The following is a 23,340-nucleotide window of genomic DNA, read 5'->3' as shown; positions in this document are numbered from 1 at the left end:
GATGCGATGAATCCTTATAACCGACGTGAACACAGTGTGACAGGATGGTGTTATCCGCGCCAATGCGCCCTGTCACCGTCATTAAGGAGTGCCTGTGTCTGCTATCGAATCCCTGGCCGAAGCCACTGAATTTTATGTTAACTCCCCGGAACACTTCGATCCGCTGCCGCGACCGTCACAGCCTGCGCATATCATTACCAGTGATGCTGAAGCGATTGCTGTCGCGGAACGGCTGGCGCAGCAGTTTGCACCGGGGGCTGCCCGCCGCGACCGTGACGGTATTTTACCGGTGGCCGAGCTGGACGCGTTCTCCCAAAGCGGCCTGTGGGGCATCAATATTCCACGGGAATACGGCGGCGCAGGTGTTTCCTATGCCACGGTCGCGAAGGTGATTGCCATTATCTCCGCTGCGGACTCGGCGCTGGGGCAGATCCCGCAAAATCACCTGGCGGGTGTTGCCCATCTGCTGGAGGACGGAACGGAAAGCCAGAAGCAGACGCTGCTGGCAGGCGTGTTATCGGGACTACGCTGGGGCAACGCGTTCTCCGAAAAAGGCACCGCCACGGTGGCCGATTTCAAAACAACAGTGCGTCCGCATAACGGTGAACTGGTGGTGAATGGCGAGAAGTTCTACGCCACGGGCGCGTTGCTGGCGCATCTGGTGCATACCGTGGCGGTAGATGAAGAAGGTCGCGCCAATCTGGTGGTACTGGATCGCGATGCTGCGGGCCTGACAGTGATCAACAACTGGTCGAGCTTTGGCCAGCGCACTACTGCGTCCGGCACCGTGCTGCTGGACAATGTTCATGCACCGCAGGAACGACTGATTCCCGTCTGGCAGGCATTTGAACGCCCAACTGCCGCTGGCCCGATTTCTCAAATTATTCAGGCGGCGGTGGATACGGGGATTGCACGCGGTACGCTGGCCGATACACTGGCCTTTGTGCGCGAGAAATCACGCCCGTGGATCGACAGCGGCCAGGAACGCGCCAGCGATGATCCCTTTACCATTGCTGCCATCGGCGACCTGCAAATCCGTCTGCATGCCGCCGAAGCGCTGCTGTGGCGCGCCGGAGAGCTGATCGACGTTGCTGTCACCACACCCAGTGAAGAAACGGTGGCCGCCGCTACCGTCGCCACAGCCGAAGCCAAAGTGCTGTCCACCGAGATCGCCATTCTTGCGGGTAACAAGCTGTTTGAACTGGCCGGCACGCGCTCCACGCTGGCGGAATATCAGCTTGACCGCCACTGGCGCAATGCCCGCACGCACACGCTGCACGATCCAGTGCGCTGGAAGTATTTCCATGTCGGGAACTACTATCTGAACGGCGTTAACCCACCGCGCCATGCGTGGAGTTAATGCAGAAAAAAGCCCGCATCAGCGCTGAGGTATCCCCACAAAAATGAATGGCTTCCCGTCTGGCGTCAGGCCTGGGGCTGGCGGTGGTTTATGCCATTGCCCGGGCACACGGAGGCACCGCACGCTGCCTGCGCAGTCGGCTTGGCGGAACCTGTATGCAGATTATGCTTCCGGCGAGTGGGAAATAGAGATGCAGGCCAACGGGGTCACCTCCCTGGCCTGAATCAGCGACTACCAGTTGCCGTAAGGGTATTTTTTTCCTTTGATAAAATCTTTTATGTCTTCGTCGTAACCATAAGAAAAATCGCTTTTAGTTATTCCTTTGCAAATATCTAATTTATCCCCGGATAACGTCTTCAGCACTGACGGCGTTATACGGTAGTTATGCTCGAAACCGATACCATTCACCCAGACGGCCACCTTCCCTTCTGGGGCCAGCCCAATCTGTACACTGTCGTAATACGCAGCCTTACCAAGATAGTCCTTGTGTACGCTGGGTTTGCGCATTTTATCCACTATGTCCCAGGGGAAAGTCAGATGGGTTTCATAGACCTTTTTATCAATCACTGAATCCCAGCAAAAAATAATATGCTTAGGCGGTTTTTCAACGTGATTCCAGTGTCCACCTGGTGCCCGCGAACTGTCGTTCCACTCATCGATAACATCATCCATATCTGGGGTGCTGTTAAGCGTATTAAACTGGTAAACCGTACCGGCGGCATCCTGGACTACGACAAAGGTCACCAGGGCAGGCAACGCTTTGGGCGTGAAAAAGTTGAATTTCCACTCTTTTGGCTCCGTGTTTTGAGTCGCCTTGTTGGGTTCTCCTGCCCCCTGGCAGGCCGTCAGGATCAATAGCGAAAGCAGCCCTGCGATACGTTTTATTTCCATATTTAGTTCCCGTCCTTGCGCTAAAAATTACCAGACACCATACGGATACACTTTGTCCTTAATAAATTCTTTTGTATTTTCTCCGTATTCATAACCGTTTGAAAAACGTGTTATCCCTTTGCAAATCTCTAATTTTTCCCCGGAGAGCGTTTTCAGGACAGACGGGGTGACACGATAATTAGGCTCAAATCCTACCCCCCTTAGCCAGATAGCCACCTTCCCCTCCGGCGCCAGCCCAATCTGGATATTGTCGTAATACGCCGTTTTGCCAAGATAGTTTTTATATACGCTCGGCCTGTGCATTTTATCTACTACTTCCCAGGGGAAAGTCAGATGGGTTTCATAGACCTTTTTATCAATCACAGAGTCCCAGCAAAAAATAATATGCTTGGGCGGTTTTTCAACGTGATTCCAGTGTCCGCCAGGTGCCCGCGAAATGTCGTTCCACTCACCGATGACCTTATCCAGATCCGGGGTGTTGTTGAGCGTATTAAATTGATAAACGGTGCCAACCGCATCCTGGACCACGACAAAGGTCACCAGGGCAGGCAACGCTTTGGGTGTAAAAAAGTTAAATTTCCACTCTTTTGGTTCCGTGTTTTGAGTCGCTTTGTTGAGTTGTCCTGCTCCCTGGCAGGCCGTCAGGATCAATAGCGAAAGCAGCCCGGCAATACGTTTTATTTCCATATTCTGTTCCCGTCCATATCGTAAATCGTCCGTTGCCAGCGTTCATCCGGCCGGTTAGTAAAAGTCACCAGTTTCGCGGGCTTCACCGCCCCGGTGATCCTTCCCTGAGTGTCCCGTATCACGCTGTTCCAGTTGGCCGAGCAGTGAAGGTATTTTCCCGCCAGCGCAGTAATTTGCCCGGTGGTATACTCGCTGACCAATTGACCATTGCGGACAGCGCGGCCCATCATAATCGCTTTTTTATACAACTCTTTTAGTTCGGTCGGTAATGAAAGGTTGTCATCTTTAGGTAGTATGGGTTCAAACACCACCCCCGCATCCTGCGCGGCGTCGATCATCACCCGTAGCGCCACCTTTGACCAGTCATTGCGCGTCGGGCGCTCAAGAATTAGCGCGGCACCGCTGCGTTTTTGCAGCATACCATAGCGGTCGGCGGGCATTCGGTCGTCATGCCAGGCTCTGAGTTTAATCACGTTACCCTCAAGCAGCGGCGCTATGGCCGGATAACGCGTCATGATCCCCAACTGTGCCCTGGCATGACGATACGTTGCGGTCTCCTTATCAGAAACACAAGCCTGAACCGTTTCAAACTGCGGGCGCGTAAGGAAGCAGGCTTCGTACTCGTCGGGATTATACCCGCCGCCAATATCCGAGTGCGCCCCGGGCAACACCAGCTCCGGCCACGCGGGCTTTACGCTGTTCAGCGCAAAGTTAAAACGGCACTCGTGCTGTGCGGTGATATGGAAGACCTTCTCCGCCACGCCGGGACGCAGCGCGATATTCACCTCTCCGGTATCCGCGCTGTGCGGGTTAAAACCGTTAACCGGCGTACCGATCCCCGCCACGGTATCAAATATCCCCAGAAAACGGGTTTTACCGCCGGGTTTACCAGTGAGTTTAACTTCACCCACTCCGGCTTTAATCGCTGCCACAATGGCATCATCCTGCTCGAACACCCGGTTGGCAAAATGCCGCGCCGCCGCTGCCCCCCGGCTAAAACCGAAAATATCAAACTGTAATTCTTTGATAATACAATCTTTGGCTTCAGGGAATCTGAAAAGATAATCCTCGATACCCGTTACCAGCAACGCCACCGCCTTATCGGTTTTACTGGCTACGCCAGTGTTACCTCTACCGGTTCCCATCCCGTAAGAGCTGTCACCCTTTCCGCTTTCTGTACCAATTCCTTCGATATAAATGGCACTCTGTCCATGTCCGGTATCGGTGGTAATTTTCTGGTTATACAGCGTATTCAGCCAATACACATTGGTGTAATAACCAAGATAACTTCCTGCGGCAATACCGCTATGACTCCGTTTCAGCCTTACGCACTGAGATAACGTAGATTCGGCATCCCCGTCACTCATGCCATAATGCTCGCCTGCACAGGCATTCTGACGGTCAGCACTGTTATCCGCATTATTCCCCGTCCCATCAAAAAACACCCCGATCGTCAGCGTGATTTCGCGCCTCCTTGTCTTCGCGGACTGGGCGTGTTGTTGCGGTACGTCTGCCTGAGAGGGAGCAAACAGGGGGATATCAATCGGCGCAACGGGTTTTCGTTGCGTTACGCTGGCGGGTTCTTTGCCGTAACCGTCAGGAATGGAGGAAATAAATGTCGCCCCGCAGGGGCAGGAACTGACGCTGTCGAGCGTACCGGCCAGCGGCATCCCGCCCACCCTGATTTTGCCCGGCCCGCTGATGATGCTGTACGTCATACCGGGGTTCTTACCGCAGGAGACCAGACTGCCCTCCCGCGGAAGCTCCGCGCCACGCAGAAAGACGGTCGAGTGACCGCTCAGTATTTCCCCACCGCAGCTGGTTTTATCGCCGACGCGAAGAAAATAGCCCTTTGCCATATGCTGTCCTTAGCCCGTTTACGTTGAACATAAAATGTGCGAAGGACAACTTAACCAAAAGTTTTCTGAGAAGAAATACGCGTACCGCTAACACAGACGTCTTTTTTTTACGATTTATCGCCTGTAACGCTGTCCCGCACCAAACAGCCTTTCGCGCAGGGTCAGCGGCTGCGCAGGTCGGGGTGCAACGCGTCCGCGGGCTTTCAGCTCCGGTATCACATAGCGGGCAAAATCCTCAAAGCTGCCGGGACTGATGGCATAGCCGATGTTAAAACCGTCCACGCCCGATGCCGCGGCAAACTGTTCCAACTGGTCGGCCACCGACTGCGGGCCGCCCACCAGCGTGGGATGCAGCCCCCCAATCCCGATGTAGTGTGCCGCTTCACGCAGTGTCCACTGTCGGCCACCGTCAATACGCGTCAGGCTGGCGAGCGCCGAGCGGCAGGCGTCAGTTTCGATATATTCCAGCGGGCGATCAGGATCGTAGTCGGCCCAGTCCACCCCCGTCCAGGCGGAGAACAGCGCCAGCGCCGCTTCTTTACTGATGTAACGCTGAAAATCGGCATAGCGTGCCTGGGCCTGTGTGTCATCCGGCCCGGTCACCACGGTGACGGCGGCAATAAAGCGCAGGGCATCGGGATGCCGCCCCTGCTCCACCGCCAGCTGGCGAATGGTGGCAATATCATGACGAATGGCCTCCGGCGTCAGCCCGGCCATAAAGATCACCTCGGCGTTGGCGGCGGCAAACAGGCTACCGCGTGCGGAGGTACCCGCCTGAAACAGCACCGGGGTACGCTGCGGGCTGGGTTCGCTGAGATGCGCATCCGGCACCTGGTAGTAACGGCCCTGGTGACGAATGGGGTGAACTTTATGCGGATGGCTGTAAACCCCGGCCTGCTTGTCACGGACGACGGCATCCTCCTCCCACGAGCCTTCCCACAGTTTGCAGGCAACATCGACAAACTCCTGCGCACGATCGTAGCGCTCGTCATGAGGGATCTGCTGCGTCAGGCCGAGATTGCGCGCGGCGGAGTCCAACATTGAGGTGACAATATTCCACGCCACCCGCCCGTTGCTGAGATGGTCCAGGGTGGTGAATTTCCGCGCCAGCAGATAAGGATGTTCGTAGGTGGTGGAAACGGTCACGCCAAAACCCAGATGCCGGGTGGCGGCCGCCAGCGCGGAGACCAGCAGCAGCGGATCGTTAACCGGCATCTGGGCGGCACCGCGCAGCGCCGCATGGGGCTGCTGCTGATAAACATCCAGCTGCCCCAGCGCATCCGCAAGAAACAGCGCATCGAACCCCGCCTCGTCCAGCAGCTGCGCGATCTCCACCCAGTAGCGGATATCGGTGTAGCGTGATGCCTGATCCTCTGGATGACGCCACAGCCCGGCAGAGATATGCCCGACCACATTCATCATAAAACCAAACAGGATCAGCGGCGGCTTCGGAGCACTCATCATACCCCTCCGCGCTGGCGACGGTTCAGCGCTCCGGCGGCCAGCACCACGAAGATCAGCACCCCGGTCGCCACCTGCTGCCAGTAAAAGTTCCAGCCGATCAACAGTAACCCGTTGGCGACAAAGCTGAGCAGGACAACGCCAAGCAAGGTGCCCGGCACGCTGGGCCGCCGCGAGCGGGAGAAGGTGCTGCCAATAAAGGCCGCGCCGATGGCATTCAACAGATAGGCATTGCCCGACAACGACACCCAGGCTTTCACATTCGATGCCAGCATCAGTCCCACCAGACCAGCGGTGACGGCGCTGATCACAAAGGCCAGCGTGATCAGCCGTTTGGTATGGATACCCGAATAGTGCGCCACGCTACTCTGGCTGCCGAAGACGTTCAGCGCCCGGCCATGACGGCTGCGCTGCAACAGCAGATGTAAACCTGTCGCCAGCAGCGCAACGACCCACAGCGGCAGCGGAATACCCAGCCAGCTGCCGTGGCTGATCGCCGAGAAGCCCGGTGGCAGCACCTGGCTCAGCAGGTAGATCGGCTGACCGCCGTTCGATGCCAACTGCTGCACGCTCTGACCGATAAACAGCGTACCCAGCGTGGCCAGAAAGGGTTCCACTCCGAGTACCGCAATCAGAAATGCGTTAAACAATCCCACGCAAAGTGCCGCCAGCAACGCCGCGCCAATCGCCAGCGGCAGCCCGACCTGATGCAGCACCAGCGTCACCAGTACCAGGCAGGAAAAATCGATCGCGGTACCGACAGAGAGATCGACCGCGCCCATCGAAGCCACCACCGTCATCGCCAGGGCGACAATCGCCAGCGGTGCAACGTTATTCAGCAGCACGCTTTCGATATTGCTCAGGGTGAAGAAACCGGGTGCCGTCAGGCTGAACAGCAGCAGTAACAGGGCAAAGGCCAGCAGCATCAACAGGCTGAGCAGGTTGCCGCCTGCCCTTGCCGCCACAGGACGTACAGTTAACTCAGACACGGATTTTTCTCCTTTGCTGGCGCTGGCGCAGCAGTGCGGTCAGTGAGACCACCGAGAGGATCAGCACCCCTTCCACACCGTTAATCCAGTAGCTGGACACATTAATTAACTGGAAACCGTTGGCAATCAGGCTGAGGAACAGCACGCTGACCAGGGTTCCGGCCACGGTCGGCACCAGACGCCGTGAAAACACCACGCCCAGCAGCACAGCGGCAATCACCATCAGCAGGTTATCGCCCGCCCCCGGCGAACTGCCGCTGAGCACGGTCACTGAACCGAAAGCGGCTAATGCCGACGCTACGCCACAAAGCACATAGCTGGCAGCGATATAGCGCCACACGACCAGGCCATTTGCTCGCGCCGCCAGGGGATGGCTGCCCACTGCCTGTAAGCGCAGCCCGAAGCGGGTGCTGTGTGTCAACAGAATTGCCAGCAGCGCCAGCAGGGCAAAGGCCCAGGCCAGCCAGGGCAACGTCAGCGGCCCGGCGGCCAGCAGAGCATCAAACAGCGGCCCACTGACCGGAATGGTGGAGTTCTGCGTCAGCACCATCTCAAGCCCGATGGCGATATTCATGGTGGTCAGCGTTGCCAGCAGCGGCAGAATACGCAGCCACACTACCGCCAGTGCATTCAGCGCCCCAAGAGCGGCACCGCTTAACAGCGCCAGGCCCAGCGCCACTGCCAGGGAATGGCCTGCCGCCAGCTGCGTGGCAAACACCGCCGCACTCAGCCCCATATTGGCCGCCACCGACAGGTCAATGCCGCCAGTGAGTGAGTGGCTGCCGCCGCCGGTCAGCACCAGCGTCAGACCAAAGGCCAGCGTTCCGGTCACGGCGGCCTGTTGCAGCACGTTACCCAGATTACCGACGGTGAGAAAAATCGGTGACAACACGGCAAACACGGCCAGCACCGCAATAATGATCAGCAGTGCACCGCCCTGCAGCCACTGAGCGGCCTGCCCGGATGCCGGTGCCGCAGAGGCAGGCGGGGTCAGCACGGCGTCTTGTGACGTGAGTTCTGTCATGCGGCAGCTCCTTTCGTCAGGTCCTGCGCTGCACCCGAAGCCCAGGCGAGGATGTCATGATGGTCGGCGGAAGCAGTGTCCAGCGTTTTGACCAGTTGCCCGCGTGCAAGTACCAGAATACGGTCACACAAGGACTGCAGCTCCAGCAGGTCCGTTGAGAAGACGATCACCAGTGCCCCCTGCGCAACCAGCTGTTGCAGCGCCTGATAGATCTCGGTTTTTGCGCCAATATCGACCCCGACCGTCGGTTCATCAAGCAGGTAGAGCTGTGCATCGGTATTCAGCCATTTCGCCAGCACCACCTTCTGCTGGTTGCCCCCGGAGAGCGACCGCAGCGGTGCCTCCGCACCCGGCGTGCGGATACCGAGTTGCTGAATATTGCCCGCGACCAGCGCCCTCTCGCGCCCGCGATCGATAAACAGCCGCCGGACCAGGCTTTTCAGTGAAGTCAGCGCAATATTCTCCCGCACGCTTAAATCAGGTGCGATGCCGTTGGCACGGCGATCTTCCGGTACAAACGCAATGCCCTGCTGCACCGCCTGATGGGGTGAACGTGGCAACAGGGGCCGATCGTTCAAGGTGATGCTGCCGCTCAGGCCACTCTCCAGCCCAAACAGTGAGCGCACCAGCGCTTTACCGCCGGACCCCAGCAGCCCGGTGACGCCGATAATCTCGCCGCGTTGCGCACTGAAGCTGACATCACTGAAACGCCCCGGAGCCGACAGATTGTCCACGCGCAGTAGCGTCTGTTCACGACGCGTTGACGTCGGCCGGGACTGGGTTTGCAGCGCATCGCCGAGCATATCGTGGATCAGCTTCGGGCCGGTGACCTCGCTGACCTGATGCTGTGCCACGTTTTGCCCGTCACGTAATACGCTGACCTGCTGGCACAACTCGGTGATTTCATCGAGGTAGTGTGAAACGTACAGCACCGCCAGCCCCTGGCCGCGCAGCGTGCGGATAGCGCGAAACAGTGCGTCCACTTCATGACGGGCCAGCGCCGCCGTGGGTTCGTCAAACACCAGTACGCGCGGCGAATGCCGCAGCGCACGGGTGATCTGCACAATTTGTTGTTCTGCCACGCTGAGGTCGGCAATCAGGCTGTCCGGATTGATCTCCAACGCGAAATGCTGGCGGATCGCCCGGCGCGCAATATGGCGCAGGCGACGACGATTCAGCAGCCGCACGCCGGGATAAATCGGCTCCTCGCCCAGCAGCAGCGTTTCCGCCACCGTCAGGCTGGGGGCCAGCAGGCGCTCCTGATGCACAATCTCAATGCCCAGCGCCTGCGCCCTGCCCGGCGAATCAATGCGCACCGGCTGACCGTCGAAGCGGATCTCTCCGCCATCGGCGGGTTGCAGTCCGCCGAGGATCTTGATGAGCGTCGATTTTCCCGCCCCGTTATGGCCAATGAGGCCGTGAATCTCCCCCGGCGCGAGGCTGAGAGACACCCCGCGCAGGGCCGGTACGCCGTCAAAGGCTTTATCAATCTGATGCAGCGCTAACAGCGGCGGTTTATTTGGCATCGCTCTGACCCAGCGTTTTCTGCACCTCGGCGGCGTTCTCTTTGGTCACTACCAGCGAAGGCACATAGGTTGCTGGCGGCAGGTTGCGATCCCCCGCCAGATAACGTGCGGCGTTTTGTACGGCGGTTTTACCAATCAGGTAAGGCTGCTGGGCCACCACAGCCGCTGCGCTGGATTTTGGGTCTTTCACCAGCGACACCACATCCGGGCTGCCGTCGACGGCATAGGTTTTAATCTCACTGCGCCCGGCGGCATCCACTGCCTGCGTGGCACCAATCTGTGGTACATCCCAGGCGGCCCAGATCGCCTGTACCGAGCCTTTTGGATATTTATTTAACAGCTGGCTGATTTGTGAATAAGCATCCTGCACGGTATTCGGGATCACATCGCGCAATTCCGGTTCAATGATTTTAATTTTCGGATACCATTTCAGTACCGCTTTTAACTGGTCGTAACGCATTGCCACCACCGGCACGCCATAAAAGCCGTTAAATACCAGGATATTTCCTTCGCCGCGCAGATCGTTAACCAGTTTCAGCGCCAGCTGTTCACCAATATAAAAGTTATCTGAGGTGGTGACGTTAATACTGGAGGGGCTGGCGGTGTCCACAGTAAACAGCGGAATACCCGCGGCGCGGATTTTTTTCAGCCAGGGTTCAAGGACCGACGCGGTGCCGAGGGTTTCAATAATGGCATCCGGCTTTTGTGCGATAAGCGTTTGAATCTGAGAGATTTGCTGCGCCTCTTTACGCCCGCCATCCAGCGCAATTGGCGTGCCTCCCAGGCGTTTCACTTCATCAATCTGACCCTGATAGGCCTTCAGATCCCAGTAGTGATCGGTGCCCGCCACGGTAATGCCTATACGTTTCCCTTTTAATGACGGCACATCGGCATCATTATTTTCTGCCTGTGCCGGCAAGGCCATGAATATCGCCGAAGCGACCAGCGCGGCCAGTGAGGCTTTAATCAGTGAGAAGGTTTTTGTCTTATTATTCTTAGCCATTTTTGTAGTATTCCTGTCAGATGAATTAATGCCAAAGTAGCACAGTCATCTGAGAGGAATAATGCCGATTTCGACTAAGAATCCGGCATCTTTGGTTATTAAGAAAAACTGAACTAAAGATGATGTAGGGGTCGATCATCTTTTCCGATCGACCCGTGCTGCAGATTTGCACCCAACGGGCTGACCGAAACAGATGATCGACCACGACAAATAATGGATCAACGGTGATTCAATCGCCGCGATAACCGGTCGCCGCACAGCTGTAATACCGTCACCAGCGCCACCAGCACCACAATCACCGTCAGCATCACCTGCGAGTCAAAGCGTTGGTAACCGTAACGATACGCCAGATCCCCTAACCCGCCGGCGCCAATCGCCCCGGCCATCGCTGAGGCATTGATCATCGTGACCAGCGTAATGGTAAATCCGCTGACAATCCCCGGACGCGCCTCCGGCAGCAGCACGTGCCAGATAATATGCCGCCGATGAAAACCCATCGCCTGTGCCGCTTCCACCAGCCCTTTATCCACTTCACGCAGGCTAACCTCCGCGATGCGGGCAAAAAATGGCGTGGCCGCCAGCGTCAGCGGCACCACGGCAGCCCACACGCCATACGAGGTGCCAACCACCATGCGGGTAAAAGGGATCAAGGCGACCATCAGGATCAGAAACGGCACCGAACGGAACAGATTCACCACCCAGCCCAGCAGGCGGTTGAGCAGCGGGTTGGCAAACAGGTTATTGCGGTCGGTGATCACCAGCACCACCGCCAGCGGCAGGCCCAGTAGCAGCGCCGCCAGTGAAGACACCCCGACCATCATTAACGTATCCAGCAATCCCTGCCATAAACGATCAATCTGCAGTGACATAGCCCAGTACCTCCACACGGTCGGCTAACGATTCAAGTGAGCTGGCGTCAAACGGCGCAGGCCCGGCCGGTTTCAGTAAGATCATCTGACCAATCTGCCGATCCTGCACCCACTCCAGCGCACTCTGTATCAACTGCGTTTCACTGCCCACGAGGGCGATAATCGCCGCCAGCTGCGGCAGCGCGCCCTCTCCGGTCCAGGTCAGGCGCAGCAGCGCCCGGTCATTCGCACTGCTGAGTTGCGGACGCAGACGATCGGCCAGCGCGGCAGGCAGCGCATACTGTTGCGGGCTGAGCAATATCTGCGTTGTCGGTTGCTGCGGATCGCCGTAAACCTGCCAGACCGGGCCTTGCTCAATCACCTGGCCCTGCTCCAGCACTGCCACCTGATGACAGAGATCGTGGATCACGTTCATCTCATGGGTTATCAGCACAATAGTGATGCCCTGCTGCTGGTTAATCTCGCGCAGCAGCGCCAGAATCGAGGCGGTGGTTTCCGGGTCGAGCGCCGAGGTGGCCTCGTCGCACAGCAGCAACTGGGGTTCATGCACCAGCGCACGGGCAATCCCCACGCGCTGCTTCTGCCCGCCGGAAAGTTGGGCGGGCCAGGCATGCTGGCGATCCTCCAGCCCGACCAGTTTGAGCAGCGCATCCACTTTTTGCTGGCGCACCCGCGCGTCAACCCCGGCGACTTTTAACGGCAGCTCAATGTTCTCGCGCACCGTTTTCGCCGACAGCAGGTTGAAATGCTGAAAGATCATCCCTGTACCCCGCCGCCAGTTGACCAGTTCGCTGTCGCTCAGACGGCCGATATCCACCCCATCCACCACCACGCTGCCTGCCGTCGGGTTTTCCAGCCGGTTAAGGCAGCGGATCAGTGAGGATTTCCCGGCACCGCTGCGGCCAATAATGCCGAAAATGGTGCCACGCGGAATATGCAGATTGATGTTATGCAGGGCATCGGTTTGCTGCCCGGCATAGCGCTTAAACAGGCCGTCGATGGCCACATGCGCCGCCCCCGACGAATGGGAAACGGCGGCGCTCTGCTCGGCACTGTCCGGCCAGGTCAGGCTGACCATGATTATTGCTTCCAGCCTGGCTGATAGAGCTTGCCGTAGAATTTATCCAGGCTGGCGCGTACCGCCGGGGAATGCTGATAGATATCAACAAACTTTTTCAGACGCGGGTCATCCTGGTGGCCGTCGCGGATAACAAACTGGATCACATACTCCGGGTTTTCCAGCCCGTCGAACAGCAGGGCATTATTCGGATCAATCACCCCGGAGGCGCGCAGATAGTGCGGATAGCCCTGTGCCAGGTCCACTTCTTCCAGTGAACGCGAGAGCTGCACGGCTTCCACTTCAATAATCTTCAGATGCTTCGGGTTCTTGACGATGTCATCAACGGTCGACTTCAGTCCCGCGCCCGGTTTGAGGGTAATCAGCCCGGATTTTTGCAGCAGTAGCAGGCCGCGCCCGCCGTTAATCGGGTCATTCGCAATCGCCACGGTGCCACCATCGGGGATCTGGCTGATAGCGGTATGTTTTTTAGAGTAAAGGCCGACATTATTGATGATCGCCGGGGCGTATTTCACCAGGTGGAAACCGCCCTGCTGATTGGCGTTATCCAGGAACGGCTGATGCTGGAACAGGTTCACATCAATGTCGCCGTTTTCCAGGCTGACGTTGGGCGCCGTCCAGTCGCTGAACTCGATCAGATCCACCGTCAGCCCCTGCTTTTTCGCCTCTTCAACGGCGGTTTCCAGCGGCGGTGCAAACGCAGCGGTGGTGCCGACTTTCAGCGGCCCGCTGTAGTCGGCGGCATGGGCGCTCGCGGTAGTGCTTAACAGTGCCGTCAGCACCAGGGTGTTCAGTAATTTCATTTTTTTATCCTTATGTTCCCGGAGGGTTCAGGCATCACGACGCCAGCGCGCCGCCGGGTGGCGAGCGGGCAGACGATCGTGGCTGAACAGTTTGTGACGCAATGTGCCTGGCTGATACGCGGTCTTATAGCGGCCTCGCTGCTGTAATTCCGGCACCACCAGATCAATAAAATCGATATAACTCTGTGGATTGACGATGCGCGTCAGGTTAAAACCGTCGATGCCCGCCTCATCCATCCAGCGGATCAGTGCGTCGGCTACCTGTGACGGATTGCCGACAATCAGCGGGTAACGCCCGCCCAGGGCGTGCTGCTCCAGCAGGCGACGACGCGTCCAGCCGCTAAAGGTTTTACTTACCGACTCAATGGCGCGCCCCGATCCGCTGTGGATCGGTTCGTCTAACGAAAAGGCCGCGAGATCAAGACCGATCGAACTGGAGAAATGGGCGATCCCCGCTTCCGGGCTGGCATAGCGCAGATACTCCTGATGTTTTTCCTGCGCCTCTTTCTCGCTGGGTGCCACGATCACCGATACCCCCATAAACACTTTCAGATCGTCGGCTTCGCGCCCGGCCCCGACCGCGGCCTGACGCAACCGATCGACCTGGCTGCGCATGGCGGCCGGAGTGCTGCCATTAACAAAGCTGCACTCCGCGTGGCGGGCGGCAAAGCGAATGCCGCGATCGGAGCTTCCTGCCTGGAACAGCAGCGGCGTGCGCTGTGGGGAAGGCGAACTGAGGTGATAGCCTTCCACCTGGTAATACTCGCCGTGATGACGCACCGGGTAGATTTTGGCCGCATCGGCATATAACCGCCGCTGACGATCCGCCACCACGGCATCGTCCTGCCAGCTCCCTTCCCACAGCTGATAGCTGACATCAAGAAACTCGTCAGCCTGATCGTAGCGCTGATCGTGCCCGAGCAGCTGAATCTGCCCCATCGCCCGCGCAGCGCTGTCGAGGTAACCGGTGACGATATTCCAGCCCACCCGCCCCCCGGTCAGGTGGTCGAGGGTGGAGAAACGGCGGGCAAATGGATACGGCGCTTCATAGCTCAGGTTGGCGGTGAGACCAAAACCGAGATGTTCGGTCACGCTGGCCATGCCGGAGACCAGCATCAGCGGATCGTTGACCGGAAGCTGGATGGATTCGCTGGCCGTCAGGCCAATCCCCTGCTGGTAAACGTCGTACACACCGAGAATATCGGCGATGAACAGCCCGTCGAACAGCCCGCGCTCCAGAGTGCGCGCCAGATCCAGCCAGTAGCGCAGATCGTTAAATTCGGTGGAGCGGTCAAGCGGATGAGTCCACATGCCGTGATGAATATGCCCTACGCAGTTCATATTGAAGGCGTTAAGCAGGATTTTTTTCGGTTGGCTCATAGGGTTCCCCGGCGTGGCGGTAGCACATCGTTCAGCACGTAGTTGCCAATGGCCGGATATTTCCAGCGCACCGGATCGTGCAATGTATGGGTGCGGGCGTTGCGCCAGTGGCGATCCAGATTGTGCTCGCGCAGCGCCGAGCGCGTGCCGGAGAGCTCAAACAACAGGTTGGACGCTTCCAGCGCTCGTTCAGTGGTCCAGGCTTTTACTGTCGCTACCGCAATCGAGGCCTCGGCCACCGTGCGCTCACTAACCTGATGGCGTGCGGCATCTACCGCATCGCCAGCGTCGGCCAGCAGTGCGTCTCCGGCCTGTAAACGCGGGGCCAGTTGTCCAACCCGGTCAATGGTCAGCGGGTCCTGCCCGGCATGATCGACCCCGGCATCCGGCCACGGACGCGCACGGGTATTGATAAAGTTCAGCATGTCGTTAAAGGCGGCGCGGGCAATGCCCTGTTCAATCGCCGCATGGAGGATTTGTGCGAACGGCCCAAGGCGGGTGGGCCGATCAAAGGCGCTCTGGAACGGGATAATATCCTCAGCATCCACCGCCACCGTGGCAAACTGCACCGACCCGCTGCCAGTAGTGCGCTGACCAAAGCCCGACCAGTCGTCGGTCACGGTGATGCCGGGCTGATGGCGCGGCACAAACACCAGTTGCTCTTTACCGTCTTCCCCGCGCGCGGCGGTGGGAATGCGGTCGGCAAACAGTGCCCCCGTAGCGTAAAACTTCTGGCCGTTAAGCTGCCAGCCGTCACCCTGCGGCAATACCGAGGTGCTGCGCTGGTGGGCGGCGGCAGAACTGAACTCGGCCAGTGCATTGCCAAGATGCACGCCATCGAGCACTTCCTGATAAAAACGCTGTTGCTGCGCGGCGTTGCCGTTCAGGCGCAGCACTTCCAGCGCATAAAAGTGGTTCTGCGGCACCTGACCAATCGCGGCATCTGCTTCGCTGATCATGGCGATCACCTGCGCCAGCACGGCGGTGGACACATCTGCTCCACCCAATTCCCCGGGCACGGTGATCGCCCCCAGCCCGGAGGAAAACAGCGCCCGCAGAGGCGCGACAGGCAGTTCACGCTCGCGGTCACGGCGTGCGGCACCGCTGCGGAAATCCTGCGCCAGCTGCTGCGCAACGTCTATCGCCTGCGCGGCGCTGGTGATACGGCTGGCCTGCTGTTTTGGTTTCACCTGGCTGAGAGGCATAAAGGGCTCCTTAAATCCAGGCATGACGCACCGGAAGCTGACCGTTGAGGTAGTAATTACCGATGGCGTGAAACTTCCAGCGGAGCGGATCGTGCAGGGTATGGGTGCGTGCATTGCGCCAGTGGCGGTCAAGGCCATGCTCGCTGAGCGTGGCGCGACTGCCGCCCCACTCCAGCAGCTTTTCGCTGGCCTTAAGCGCAATCTCGGTGGTCAGTACTTTGGCTTCGGCTACCGCAATAGAAGCCAGCGCGGCGGTCCGGGCATCCAGTTGGGCGGGGTCGATGTTATCCAGCGTGCTGGCCGCGCGGCGCAGCAGGGATTCCGCCGCGACCAGTTCAATAAACACCCGGCCCACATCGGCCTGTAAATGGGGATCGTCAGCGTTTCGCTCTACCCCGGCATCCACCCACGGGCGCGAATGGCGGCGAATAAATTCGCAGCCCTCATCAAAGGCCCCCCGGCCAATTCCGGCATCGATGGCCGCCTGTAACAGCTGCGAGACCGGGCCACGCAGTGACGGTTTGTCGCCCGCTGGCATCGGGATCACCAGTGCGGCATCCACCCGCACCGCATCGAGATGGATTGTTCCGCTGGCGGTGGTGCGCTGACCCATGCCGGACCAGTCATCGACAATCTCCAGACCGACCGATTTGCGCGGCATAAAGGCCATCACCGCCTGCCCGTCATCATTCAATGCGGTGGTAACGATAATGTCGGCGAACAGTGCGCCGGTGGAGTAGAACTTGCTGCCGGTCAGACGCAGGCCATCCGGCCCCTGGACCAGGCGAGCCGTCACTTCACGGGTATGCCGGGTATTTTTTTCCGGGCCGCCGTTGCCGAGGCGCTGCCCCTGCACCACGGCGCTGAAAATAGTCTGCTGTTGGGCGGGCGTGCCTTCATCAAGCAGCAACTGGATGAGGGCGAAATGGTTTTGCGGGATCTGCCCCAGCGAGGGGTCCACGGCCGAGATAATGCGGAACACCTCTGCCAGCGTGCGGTACGACAGTCCGCCGCCACCAAAAGCGCGGGGCACAGAAATACTGCCCAGTCCGCTGCGGCTGAACAGCGCCAACGCTTCCAGCGGATAGATGCGGTCCCGGTCGCGGGCCACCACATCTATCCGGGCGAGATCGGCAACCGCCTGTGCGGCCTGGATCGCCTGTTCGTGACTGAGGATCACTGCCGCTGTTTTATTCTGGCCGGTAGTACTCGCTGATTGGCTCATGATGTCCCTTAATTAACAGGCAAATAAATGCCAGATGGCGCAGGCCATCAGCAAAGAGATTTTTCAGATTTCATTAATATAATCAGAGCGATAATATGAAGTAAAGCGTCGTACTTATGACAAATATGACGTTGGATTGCTGATATTTAGCTATAGCGGTTTTATTTAAAAATAATAATGGGCGCGGTTAATTTATAACGGTGTTAATTATTGGCAATATAAAATTGCCGAACTCTATGGGCGATCACGGTGGGATCCCCGGTTATATTCCCTGGCTGAACGTTCGGCGTCAGGTCCGGGGCCAGTTTGAGCACGCCGGATCGGCAAAAAACGCATCCATGCGGGCCTCGGCACGCGACGTCCTGTCGCGTGACGTCCGGCTTACCTCAAGCTGGCCCCATCCCCGCAGAACCGTTACTCGCTGTGAGTTTAAAACCTCCACGGCATCGCGATCTAATGTAGGGGTCGATCATCTTTTCCGATCAACCCGTGCTGATGACGGGCATCAGGCGGCAATCTGGACGTTTTCCCCGATGATGGTATTATCCCTGCGCCGCCAAAACTTCAATGGAGTCAAGCATGTCCACACTGCGTTTACTGTTATCGGATTCCTGGGACCCGTGGTTTAACCTGGCCGTGGAAGAGTCTATTTTCCGCCAGATGCCAGCGACGCAGCGGGTGCTGTTTTTGTGGCGCAATGCCGAAACGGTGGTGATTGGCCGTTCGCAGAATCCGTGGAAAGAGTGCAATACGCGGCGTATGGAAGAAGACGGCATCCGCCTGGCGCGACGCAGCAGCGGCGGTGGCGCGGTGTTTCATGATCTCGGTAACTGCTGCTTTACTTTTATGGCCGGGAAGCCGGAATACGATAAAAGCGTGTCCACCGGGATTATTCTGCGGGCGCTGGCGTCGTTGGGTATTCAGGCTGAAGCCTCAGGACGAAACGATCTGGTGGTGAATACCGCCGACGGCGTGCGTAAAATCTCCGGTTCTGCCTACCATGAAACCCACGATCGCGGTTTTCATCACGGTACTATTCTGCGCGATGCGGACCTCTCGCGCCTGGCCGATTACCTCAACCCTGACATCAAGAAATTGCAGGCCAAAGGCATTACTTCCGTGCGCTCGCGCGTGGCGAATCTGGAAGAGCTGGTGCCGGGGATTACCTTTGAAGCGATTTGCAGCGCAGTAACGGCGGCGTTTTTCGACCATTTTGGCGAAGAATGCCAGCCCGAACATATCTCCCCGACCTCCCTGCCCGACCTGCCAGGTTTTGAGGCGCAGTTTGCCAAACAGAGCAGCTGGCAGTGGAATTTTGGCCAGGCACCGCAGTTCCAGCACCTGCTGGATACCCGTTTTAGCTGGGGTGGCGTGGAAATCCACGTCGATGTTGAGCGCGGCAAGGTCAGCCGCTGCCAGATTTTCAGCGACAGCCTGAACCTGGCGCCGCTGGAGAAACTGGCGGAACTGCTGCCCGGCACCGAATATCGCCCGGAGGCGCTGGCCGCTAAGGTGGCACGGCTGAGGGAGGCGTTCCCTCAGCAAGAGGTGGAGCTGACGGAGCTGGAGCAGTGGCTGGCGGAGAGTGTGCGATGATGACCGCATTGGCAGGCCAGTTGACAAAAGCAGAAGATCAGCCCGAAGTCATTATCCTGCCTACTGGCATTGCAATAAGTAAATGGTAAGTGGAAAACACATCATGTTTAAAATTATTCTGGTCATAATTATTGTATTAGTACTCTTTCCTTTTTGGATTTTGGCGTTCTTCCTTGTCAAGAACAGTGTTCTGCCAACTTGGGAAAGTGGGAATCTGTCTGATTGGATGAGCACTATATGTAATTTAGTTATGGCATTGTCCGCAGTCTATGCGGCTTTCAAAGCAAAAAAATGGTTCAAAGAAAAAACACTTCTCAATACTTTGGATTCCGCCCATGTTTTTGCTCTAAAATTCGACAGTTTGTTATAGGAAATAAATGAAGAAATATTCAACGATGTACTAATACGAGCAGACCTCCATTTTAGATCTAAAAAACATAGAGATAGCCAAAAAACAGCAGAATTGTTAGCGACACTTAAATTAGAGGAGGAAAAATCAGCATCAACGCAATTATCTTATTACGCTAAAATTAACAACACCAAGATAAGACTTGAACGATATAACATATTAACCAGTGAACATCTCAATCGTCTTTTTGATGAAATAATGAAAGCAAGAAAAGAATATTTAAATGAACATAATGATTACATTTCTGATTTAACCAAAGTTGTATTGTCGGGAGATCAAAATCCTGACTCTATTTCGACGGACAAACTAAATATGAAAATGAATAAACTTGCTGCGTTATTCGAAAATGAACTCGTAAAAATAGATATTAATAGTGATTATACTTTCAAAATGTAGAAAGGTATAAGCTCATCCTTTAATCTAGCTCACAAGCGCGGAGCAGCATAATGCACAGCGCACAAAGGTTGACCTCTGAGGTTTCCCCACAAAACATGACCCGCATTCCCCGTAATTGACGAGCTTATTTTTACACCAGCCAGTGATGCTTACCTGAGCCGTGACGATGGCCCAGCTCAATACAACCTCAATCCCAAATCAATCCGCTGACATCGTCATGCCGTGGCGGTTTTAAAACTTACAGCGAGCAACCGTTCTTTGGGGATGGGGCCAGTTTTAGGTAAGCCGGACGTCACGCGGCAGGGACGCCGCGTGCCGAGGCCCGCAGGGATGCGGATTTTGCCGATCCGGCGTGCTCAAACTGGCCTCAGACCGGAAGCCAAACTGTCAGCCACAAAAAATGACAGGAACGCCCTCATAGGTCGACCTTCTTCGATCCACCTTTTTCCCGACAGTCATGTCAACGGCACTGGCCGACCCTAAAAAACGTCGGTAGCAACAGATGATGAATTCCGCATAAGCTAATGATTTAAAATTGTTTAGTCTCCCGCCTCGTTTCTCCTATGCTTCGCCTCTTCCTTATTTTTTCACGGCTGATGATAACGTCGGCCGTGTCCGTCTTCAACCTGACGACGCCACCGATGAACAACACACAGTATGGATATCCGTTCACTTCCTTTTGATCAGAACATCAACGGCTGGGCGGCGCAGTTGCCCCCCCTTCCGCGCCTGCCCGCGCTGAACCGTTCCATTCAGGCAGACTGGCTGGTGATCGGTGCCGGCTACGCCGGGCTGGCTTTCGCCCGACGTATTGCCGAGCTGCGCCCGCATCAGCAGGTGGTGGTGATTGATGCCGTTGATATTGCGGATAATGCGTCTGCACGCAACTCCGGCTTTATGATCGATTTACCGCACAATGTCGGCAGTTCAACGGAAGAGCTGGCGCACGCGCAGACCTATCGCCGCCTGCTGCAGTTTGGCGTCAGCCAGCTAAAAAAAACCGTCCAGACCCATAACATTGACTGTCACTGGAGCAATACGGGCAAATATCACTGCGCCGTTACTCCCCAGTTTGACAGGCTGATTGATGCCTACTGCGCCGAACTGAACCGGCTTGATGAACCCCATAAGGTGATGGAAAAAGCTGAGCTTGCTTCACTGCTGGGCACCGATTTTTATCGCCGCGCGGTTTACACGCCTAACTGCATTCTCGTCAACCCCGCCGCGCTGGTGCGGGGCCTGGCGACATCGTTGCCTGACAACGTCACGATCTACCCCAACACCCCGGCGCTGAACATCGATACCCACAGCGGTATTCGCGTGCAAACGCCGCACGGTGACATTCAGGCATCGCAGTTGATGCTGGGCATGAACGGGGCGATTCGCGGCTTGTTGCCGGGCAAAAGTAACGTCTTCGCCATGGCAACCTTCGCCACCCTGACAGAACCCCTCACTACCGCGCAGCGCCAGCGCCTGGGGGATATTCAGCCCTGGGGCCTGACGCCGATGAATGCGCTGGCGGGTGCCACCTTACGTTACACCCACGATCACCGTTTCCTGATCCGTGAACACGTCAATTTCACCCCAGGCCTGACCACCAGTGCGCGTGAAACCGGCCTGCATGCTCGCCGTCATCAAGCGTTGTTCAATCGACTCTATCCGCAACTCAGTGATGTTGCGATGAACTGGAGCTGGTCGGGAATGATTGGGATTACGGGGAATGGCGCCCCGGTCTGGGGCAAGGTCGCGCCCCATATTTATGCGTCGGCAGGGTGTAACGGTGCGGGGATCTCCAAACAGAGTGCCTTTGGGCACCTGCTGGCGGAATACGCCTTGCAGCAGGACCATCCGCTGCTCAGCGACATGGCCTCAGTGGGTCTTGCCAACTGGCTGCCGCCGCGCCCGGTTCTGGATATCGGCGTAAAAGGTTATCTGGCACGCGAGCGCTGGAAAGCGCGCAGTGAATGTTAATGCCAACATCATCATCAGCGGGTTTCGGCCCCTTCTTAAGGTTATCTTATGACGCACTCATTTAATCGACGGGATTTTATTAAAGCATCGCTGGCCGCCAGCGTCGTGGCCAGTGGCTTATCGCTGACGCTCACGGCCCGTGCGGCAGAGACTACGGTCAAAAAAGGCGGACACCTCAAACTGGGCATCGACGGGGCCGCCACCACGGATCAACTGGATCCGGCAAGCTGGATCAGTGCTTATATGATGGTGGTGGGCTGTGCCTGGGGCGATACGCTCATTCGCACCGATGCCAAAACGGGCAAAGCGCTGCCCGGACTGGCAGAATCCTGGGAGGCCAGCGATAAATCAACGCGCTGGCTGTTTACCCTGCGCAAGGGCGTGCTGTTCCATAACGGCCAGTCGTTAACGGCAGACGATGTGGTAAAGACGATTGAACGTCACCGCGATGCCAAATTCCGCTCTGGCGTTATTGCCTATCTCTCCGCGATTAAAAGCGTCACCGCACAGGGCGATAAAATTGAGATCGTCCTGAGCGAGAGTAACGTCGATTTCCCGCTGGTGCTGTCATTGTGGAATTTACAAATTCAGCCGGACGGCGGCTTTGACAATCCGAACGCCGGTATTGGCACCGGTCCTTACCGTCTGGTGAAGTTTGAGCCGGGCGTGTATGCGCAGCTGGAGAAAAACCCACACGACTGGGATGCCGAACGTGGTCATGTCGACAGTGCGGAAGTGATTGCCATTAATGATGCTTCGGCACGTGTTGCGGCCCTTTCCACCGGTAAGGTCCATTTTATCAGCAGCCTGAACCCGAAAATTGTTGCGCTGCTGCAACGCGGCCCCGTCACGCTGTATAACACGCCAGGGCGCGGACATTACACCCTGCCGATGATGGTTGACCAGGCGCCGTTCAGCAATAATGACCTGCGCCTGGCGCTGAAATATGCCATCGACCGCGAGCAAATTTTACAGCGTGTGCTGGGCGGCTACGGTTCACTCGGCAATGATTTCCCGGTCAATGCAGCCTATCCGCTGTTCCCGTCAGAGATCCCGCAGCGCACTTATGATCCTGATAAAGCGGCGTTTCATTTTAAAAAGTCCGGTTATAGCGGCCCGATTGTTCTCGATACCGCTGAAGGCGTCTTCCCGGGTGCTGTCGATGCCGCCACGCTATTTCAGTTAAGCGCACAGAAAGCCGGGATTAAGCTGGATATTCGCCGCCAGCCCGACGACGGTTACTGGAACAATGTCTGGCGCAGCAAGCCGTTTTGCGTCTCTTCCTGGGGCACACGACTTACTCAGGATTTAATTTATTCGCTGGAGCTGGGCCCGACGTCAGCCAGTAATGAAACCCATTTTGCCAACCCGCAATTTGCCAGCCTGCTGAAACTGGCGCGTGGCGAAGAGGATGAAGCTAAACGTCGCGCGCTCTATCACGATATCGCGCTGATTGTCCGCGATGAGGGCGGCACCCTGCTGCCGGTGTTTAATAACTATCTGAACGCCAGTAGCAACCGTCTGCAAGGTTATGTGGAGGATGTTGGCAACGATCTCTCCAATGGCCATGTGATTTCACGCGTGTGGCTGACGAGTTAAGGGAAACGT

20 protein-coding genes are annotated in these 23,340 nt (G+C 57.1%); 6 read left to right on the top strand and 14 right to left on the bottom strand.

Annotation, left to right across the window (positions count from 1 at the left end):
• Window positions 1-163 precede the first annotated feature (163 nt).
• Window positions 164-1,360 carry an SfnB family sulfur acquisition oxidoreductase gene (locus HHI26_RS02005; protein WP_241008216.1) on the top strand — a complete coding sequence of 399 codons (1,197 nt, stop codon included), beginning with the start codon at window positions 164-166 and terminating at the stop codon, window positions 1,358-1,360.
• 47 nt (window positions 1,361-1,407) lie between these two features.
• The gene (locus tag HHI26_RS02000) at window positions 1,408-1,548 is read left to right on the top strand and encodes a hypothetical protein (protein ID WP_241008196.1); all 141 of its coding nucleotides are present in this window, start codon (window positions 1,408-1,410) and stop codon (window positions 1,546-1,548) included.
• Window positions 1,549-1,591: 43 nt separating this feature from the next.
• Here the strand turns inward: HHI26_RS02000 and HHI26_RS01995 are convergent, their stop codons facing one another.
• The 14 genes from HHI26_RS01995 to HHI26_RS01930 form a co-directional block, all read right to left on the bottom strand.
• Window positions 1,592-2,251 carry a DUF2931 family protein gene (locus tag HHI26_RS01995; RefSeq protein ID WP_171148500.1) on the bottom strand — a complete coding sequence of 220 codons (660 nt, stop codon included), beginning with the start codon at window positions 2,249-2,251 and terminating at the stop codon, window positions 1,592-1,594.
• Window positions 2,252-2,278: 27 nt separating this feature from the next.
• Window positions 2,279-2,938, bottom strand: coding sequence for a DUF2931 family protein (locus tag HHI26_RS01990; RefSeq protein WP_171148499.1), 660 nt, complete (start codon window positions 2,936-2,938; stop codon window positions 2,279-2,281).
• The gene (locus tag HHI26_RS01985) at window positions 2,929-4,797 is read right to left on the bottom strand and encodes a DUF2235 domain-containing protein (RefSeq protein ID WP_171148498.1); all 1,869 of its coding nucleotides are present in this window, start codon (window positions 4,795-4,797) and stop codon (window positions 2,929-2,931) included. The genes HHI26_RS01990 and HHI26_RS01985 overlap by 10 nt, the downstream gene beginning before the upstream one ends.
• Window positions 4,798-4,911: 114 nt before the next feature.
• Complete coding sequence (locus HHI26_RS01980) at window positions 4,912-6,261, bottom strand: LLM class flavin-dependent oxidoreductase (protein ID WP_241008195.1); 1,350 nt, start codon at window positions 6,259-6,261, stop codon at window positions 4,912-4,914.
• Window positions 6,258-7,247 (bottom strand): ABC transporter permease, encoded by a 990-nt coding sequence (locus tag HHI26_RS01975; protein ID WP_212812691.1) that lies wholly within the window; start codon window positions 7,245-7,247, stop codon window positions 6,258-6,260. Before HHI26_RS01975 ends, HHI26_RS01980 begins: the two co-directional genes overlap by 4 nt.
• Complete coding sequence (locus tag HHI26_RS01970) at window positions 7,240-8,271, bottom strand: ABC transporter permease (protein WP_171148497.1); 1,032 nt, start codon at window positions 8,269-8,271, stop codon at window positions 7,240-7,242. The genes HHI26_RS01975 and HHI26_RS01970 overlap by 8 nt, the downstream gene beginning before the upstream one ends.
• A complete protein-coding gene (locus HHI26_RS01965) occupies window positions 8,268-9,797 on the bottom strand; it encodes a sugar ABC transporter ATP-binding protein (protein ID WP_171148496.1) in 1,530 nt (509 codons plus the stop codon). Before HHI26_RS01965 ends, HHI26_RS01970 begins: the two co-directional genes overlap by 4 nt.
• The gene (locus HHI26_RS01960; protein ID WP_171148495.1) at window positions 9,787-10,800 is read right to left on the bottom strand and encodes a sugar ABC transporter substrate-binding protein; all 1,014 of its coding nucleotides are present in this window, start codon (window positions 10,798-10,800) and stop codon (window positions 9,787-9,789) included. The genes HHI26_RS01965 and HHI26_RS01960 overlap by 11 nt, the downstream gene beginning before the upstream one ends.
• Before the next feature lie 218 nt (window positions 10,801-11,018).
• Window positions 11,019-11,669: a methionine ABC transporter permease gene (locus HHI26_RS01955; RefSeq protein ID WP_171148494.1), complete on the bottom strand. Its 651-nt coding sequence runs from the start codon at window positions 11,667-11,669 to the stop codon at window positions 11,019-11,021.
• Window positions 11,653-12,747, bottom strand: coding sequence for an ATP-binding cassette domain-containing protein (locus tag HHI26_RS01950; protein WP_171148493.1), 1,095 nt, complete (start codon window positions 12,745-12,747; stop codon window positions 11,653-11,655). The genes HHI26_RS01955 and HHI26_RS01950 overlap by 17 nt, the downstream gene beginning before the upstream one ends.
• Before the next feature lie 2 nt (window positions 12,748-12,749).
• Entirely contained in the window at window positions 12,750-13,550 is an 801-nt protein-coding gene (locus tag HHI26_RS01945; RefSeq protein ID WP_171148492.1) for a MetQ/NlpA family ABC transporter substrate-binding protein, read from the bottom strand.
• 27 nt (window positions 13,551-13,577) lie between these two features.
• Window positions 13,578-14,930: an LLM class flavin-dependent oxidoreductase gene (locus HHI26_RS01940; RefSeq protein WP_171148491.1), complete on the bottom strand. Its 1,353-nt coding sequence runs from the start codon at window positions 14,928-14,930 to the stop codon at window positions 13,578-13,580.
• Entirely contained in the window at window positions 14,927-16,135 is a 1,209-nt protein-coding gene (locus HHI26_RS01935) for an SfnB family sulfur acquisition oxidoreductase (protein ID WP_171148490.1), read from the bottom strand. The genes HHI26_RS01940 and HHI26_RS01935 overlap by 4 nt, the downstream gene beginning before the upstream one ends.
• Window positions 16,136-16,145: 10 nt before the next feature.
• Window positions 16,146-17,360, bottom strand: coding sequence for an SfnB family sulfur acquisition oxidoreductase (locus HHI26_RS01930; protein WP_171148489.1), 1,215 nt, complete (start codon window positions 17,358-17,360; stop codon window positions 16,146-16,148).
• Window positions 17,361-17,939: 579 nt separating this feature from the next.
• On the opposite strand from HHI26_RS01930, the gene HHI26_RS01925 reads away from it, so the two are divergent.
• The 4 genes from HHI26_RS01925 (at window position 17,940) to HHI26_RS01910 (ending at window position 23,331) form a co-directional block, all read left to right on the top strand.
• A complete protein-coding gene (locus HHI26_RS01925; RefSeq protein WP_171148488.1) occupies window positions 17,940-18,956 on the top strand; it encodes a lipoate--protein ligase A in 1,017 nt (338 codons plus the stop codon).
• A gap of 463 nt (window positions 18,957-19,419) precedes the next feature.
• Entirely contained in the window at window positions 19,420-19,761 is a 342-nt protein-coding gene (locus HHI26_RS01920) for a hypothetical protein (protein WP_171148487.1), read from the top strand.
• A gap of 657 nt (window positions 19,762-20,418) precedes the next feature.
• Complete coding sequence (locus HHI26_RS01915; protein ID WP_171148486.1) at window positions 20,419-21,732, top strand: FAD-binding oxidoreductase; 1,314 nt, start codon at window positions 20,419-20,421, stop codon at window positions 21,730-21,732.
• Between the two features lie 48 nt (window positions 21,733-21,780).
• Window positions 21,781-23,331: an ABC transporter substrate-binding protein gene (locus HHI26_RS01910; RefSeq protein WP_133842068.1), complete on the top strand. Its 1,551-nt coding sequence runs from the start codon at window positions 21,781-21,783 to the stop codon at window positions 23,329-23,331.
• The last annotated feature ends 9 nt before the right edge of the window (window positions 23,332-23,340 follow it).

The organism is Erwinia sp. JH02, assembly GCF_013074405.1.
Taxonomy (GTDB): Bacteria; Pseudomonadota; Gammaproteobacteria; order Enterobacterales; family Enterobacteriaceae; genus Erwinia; species Erwinia rhapontici.
This window is presented reverse-complemented; position numbering and strand designations above follow the sequence as displayed.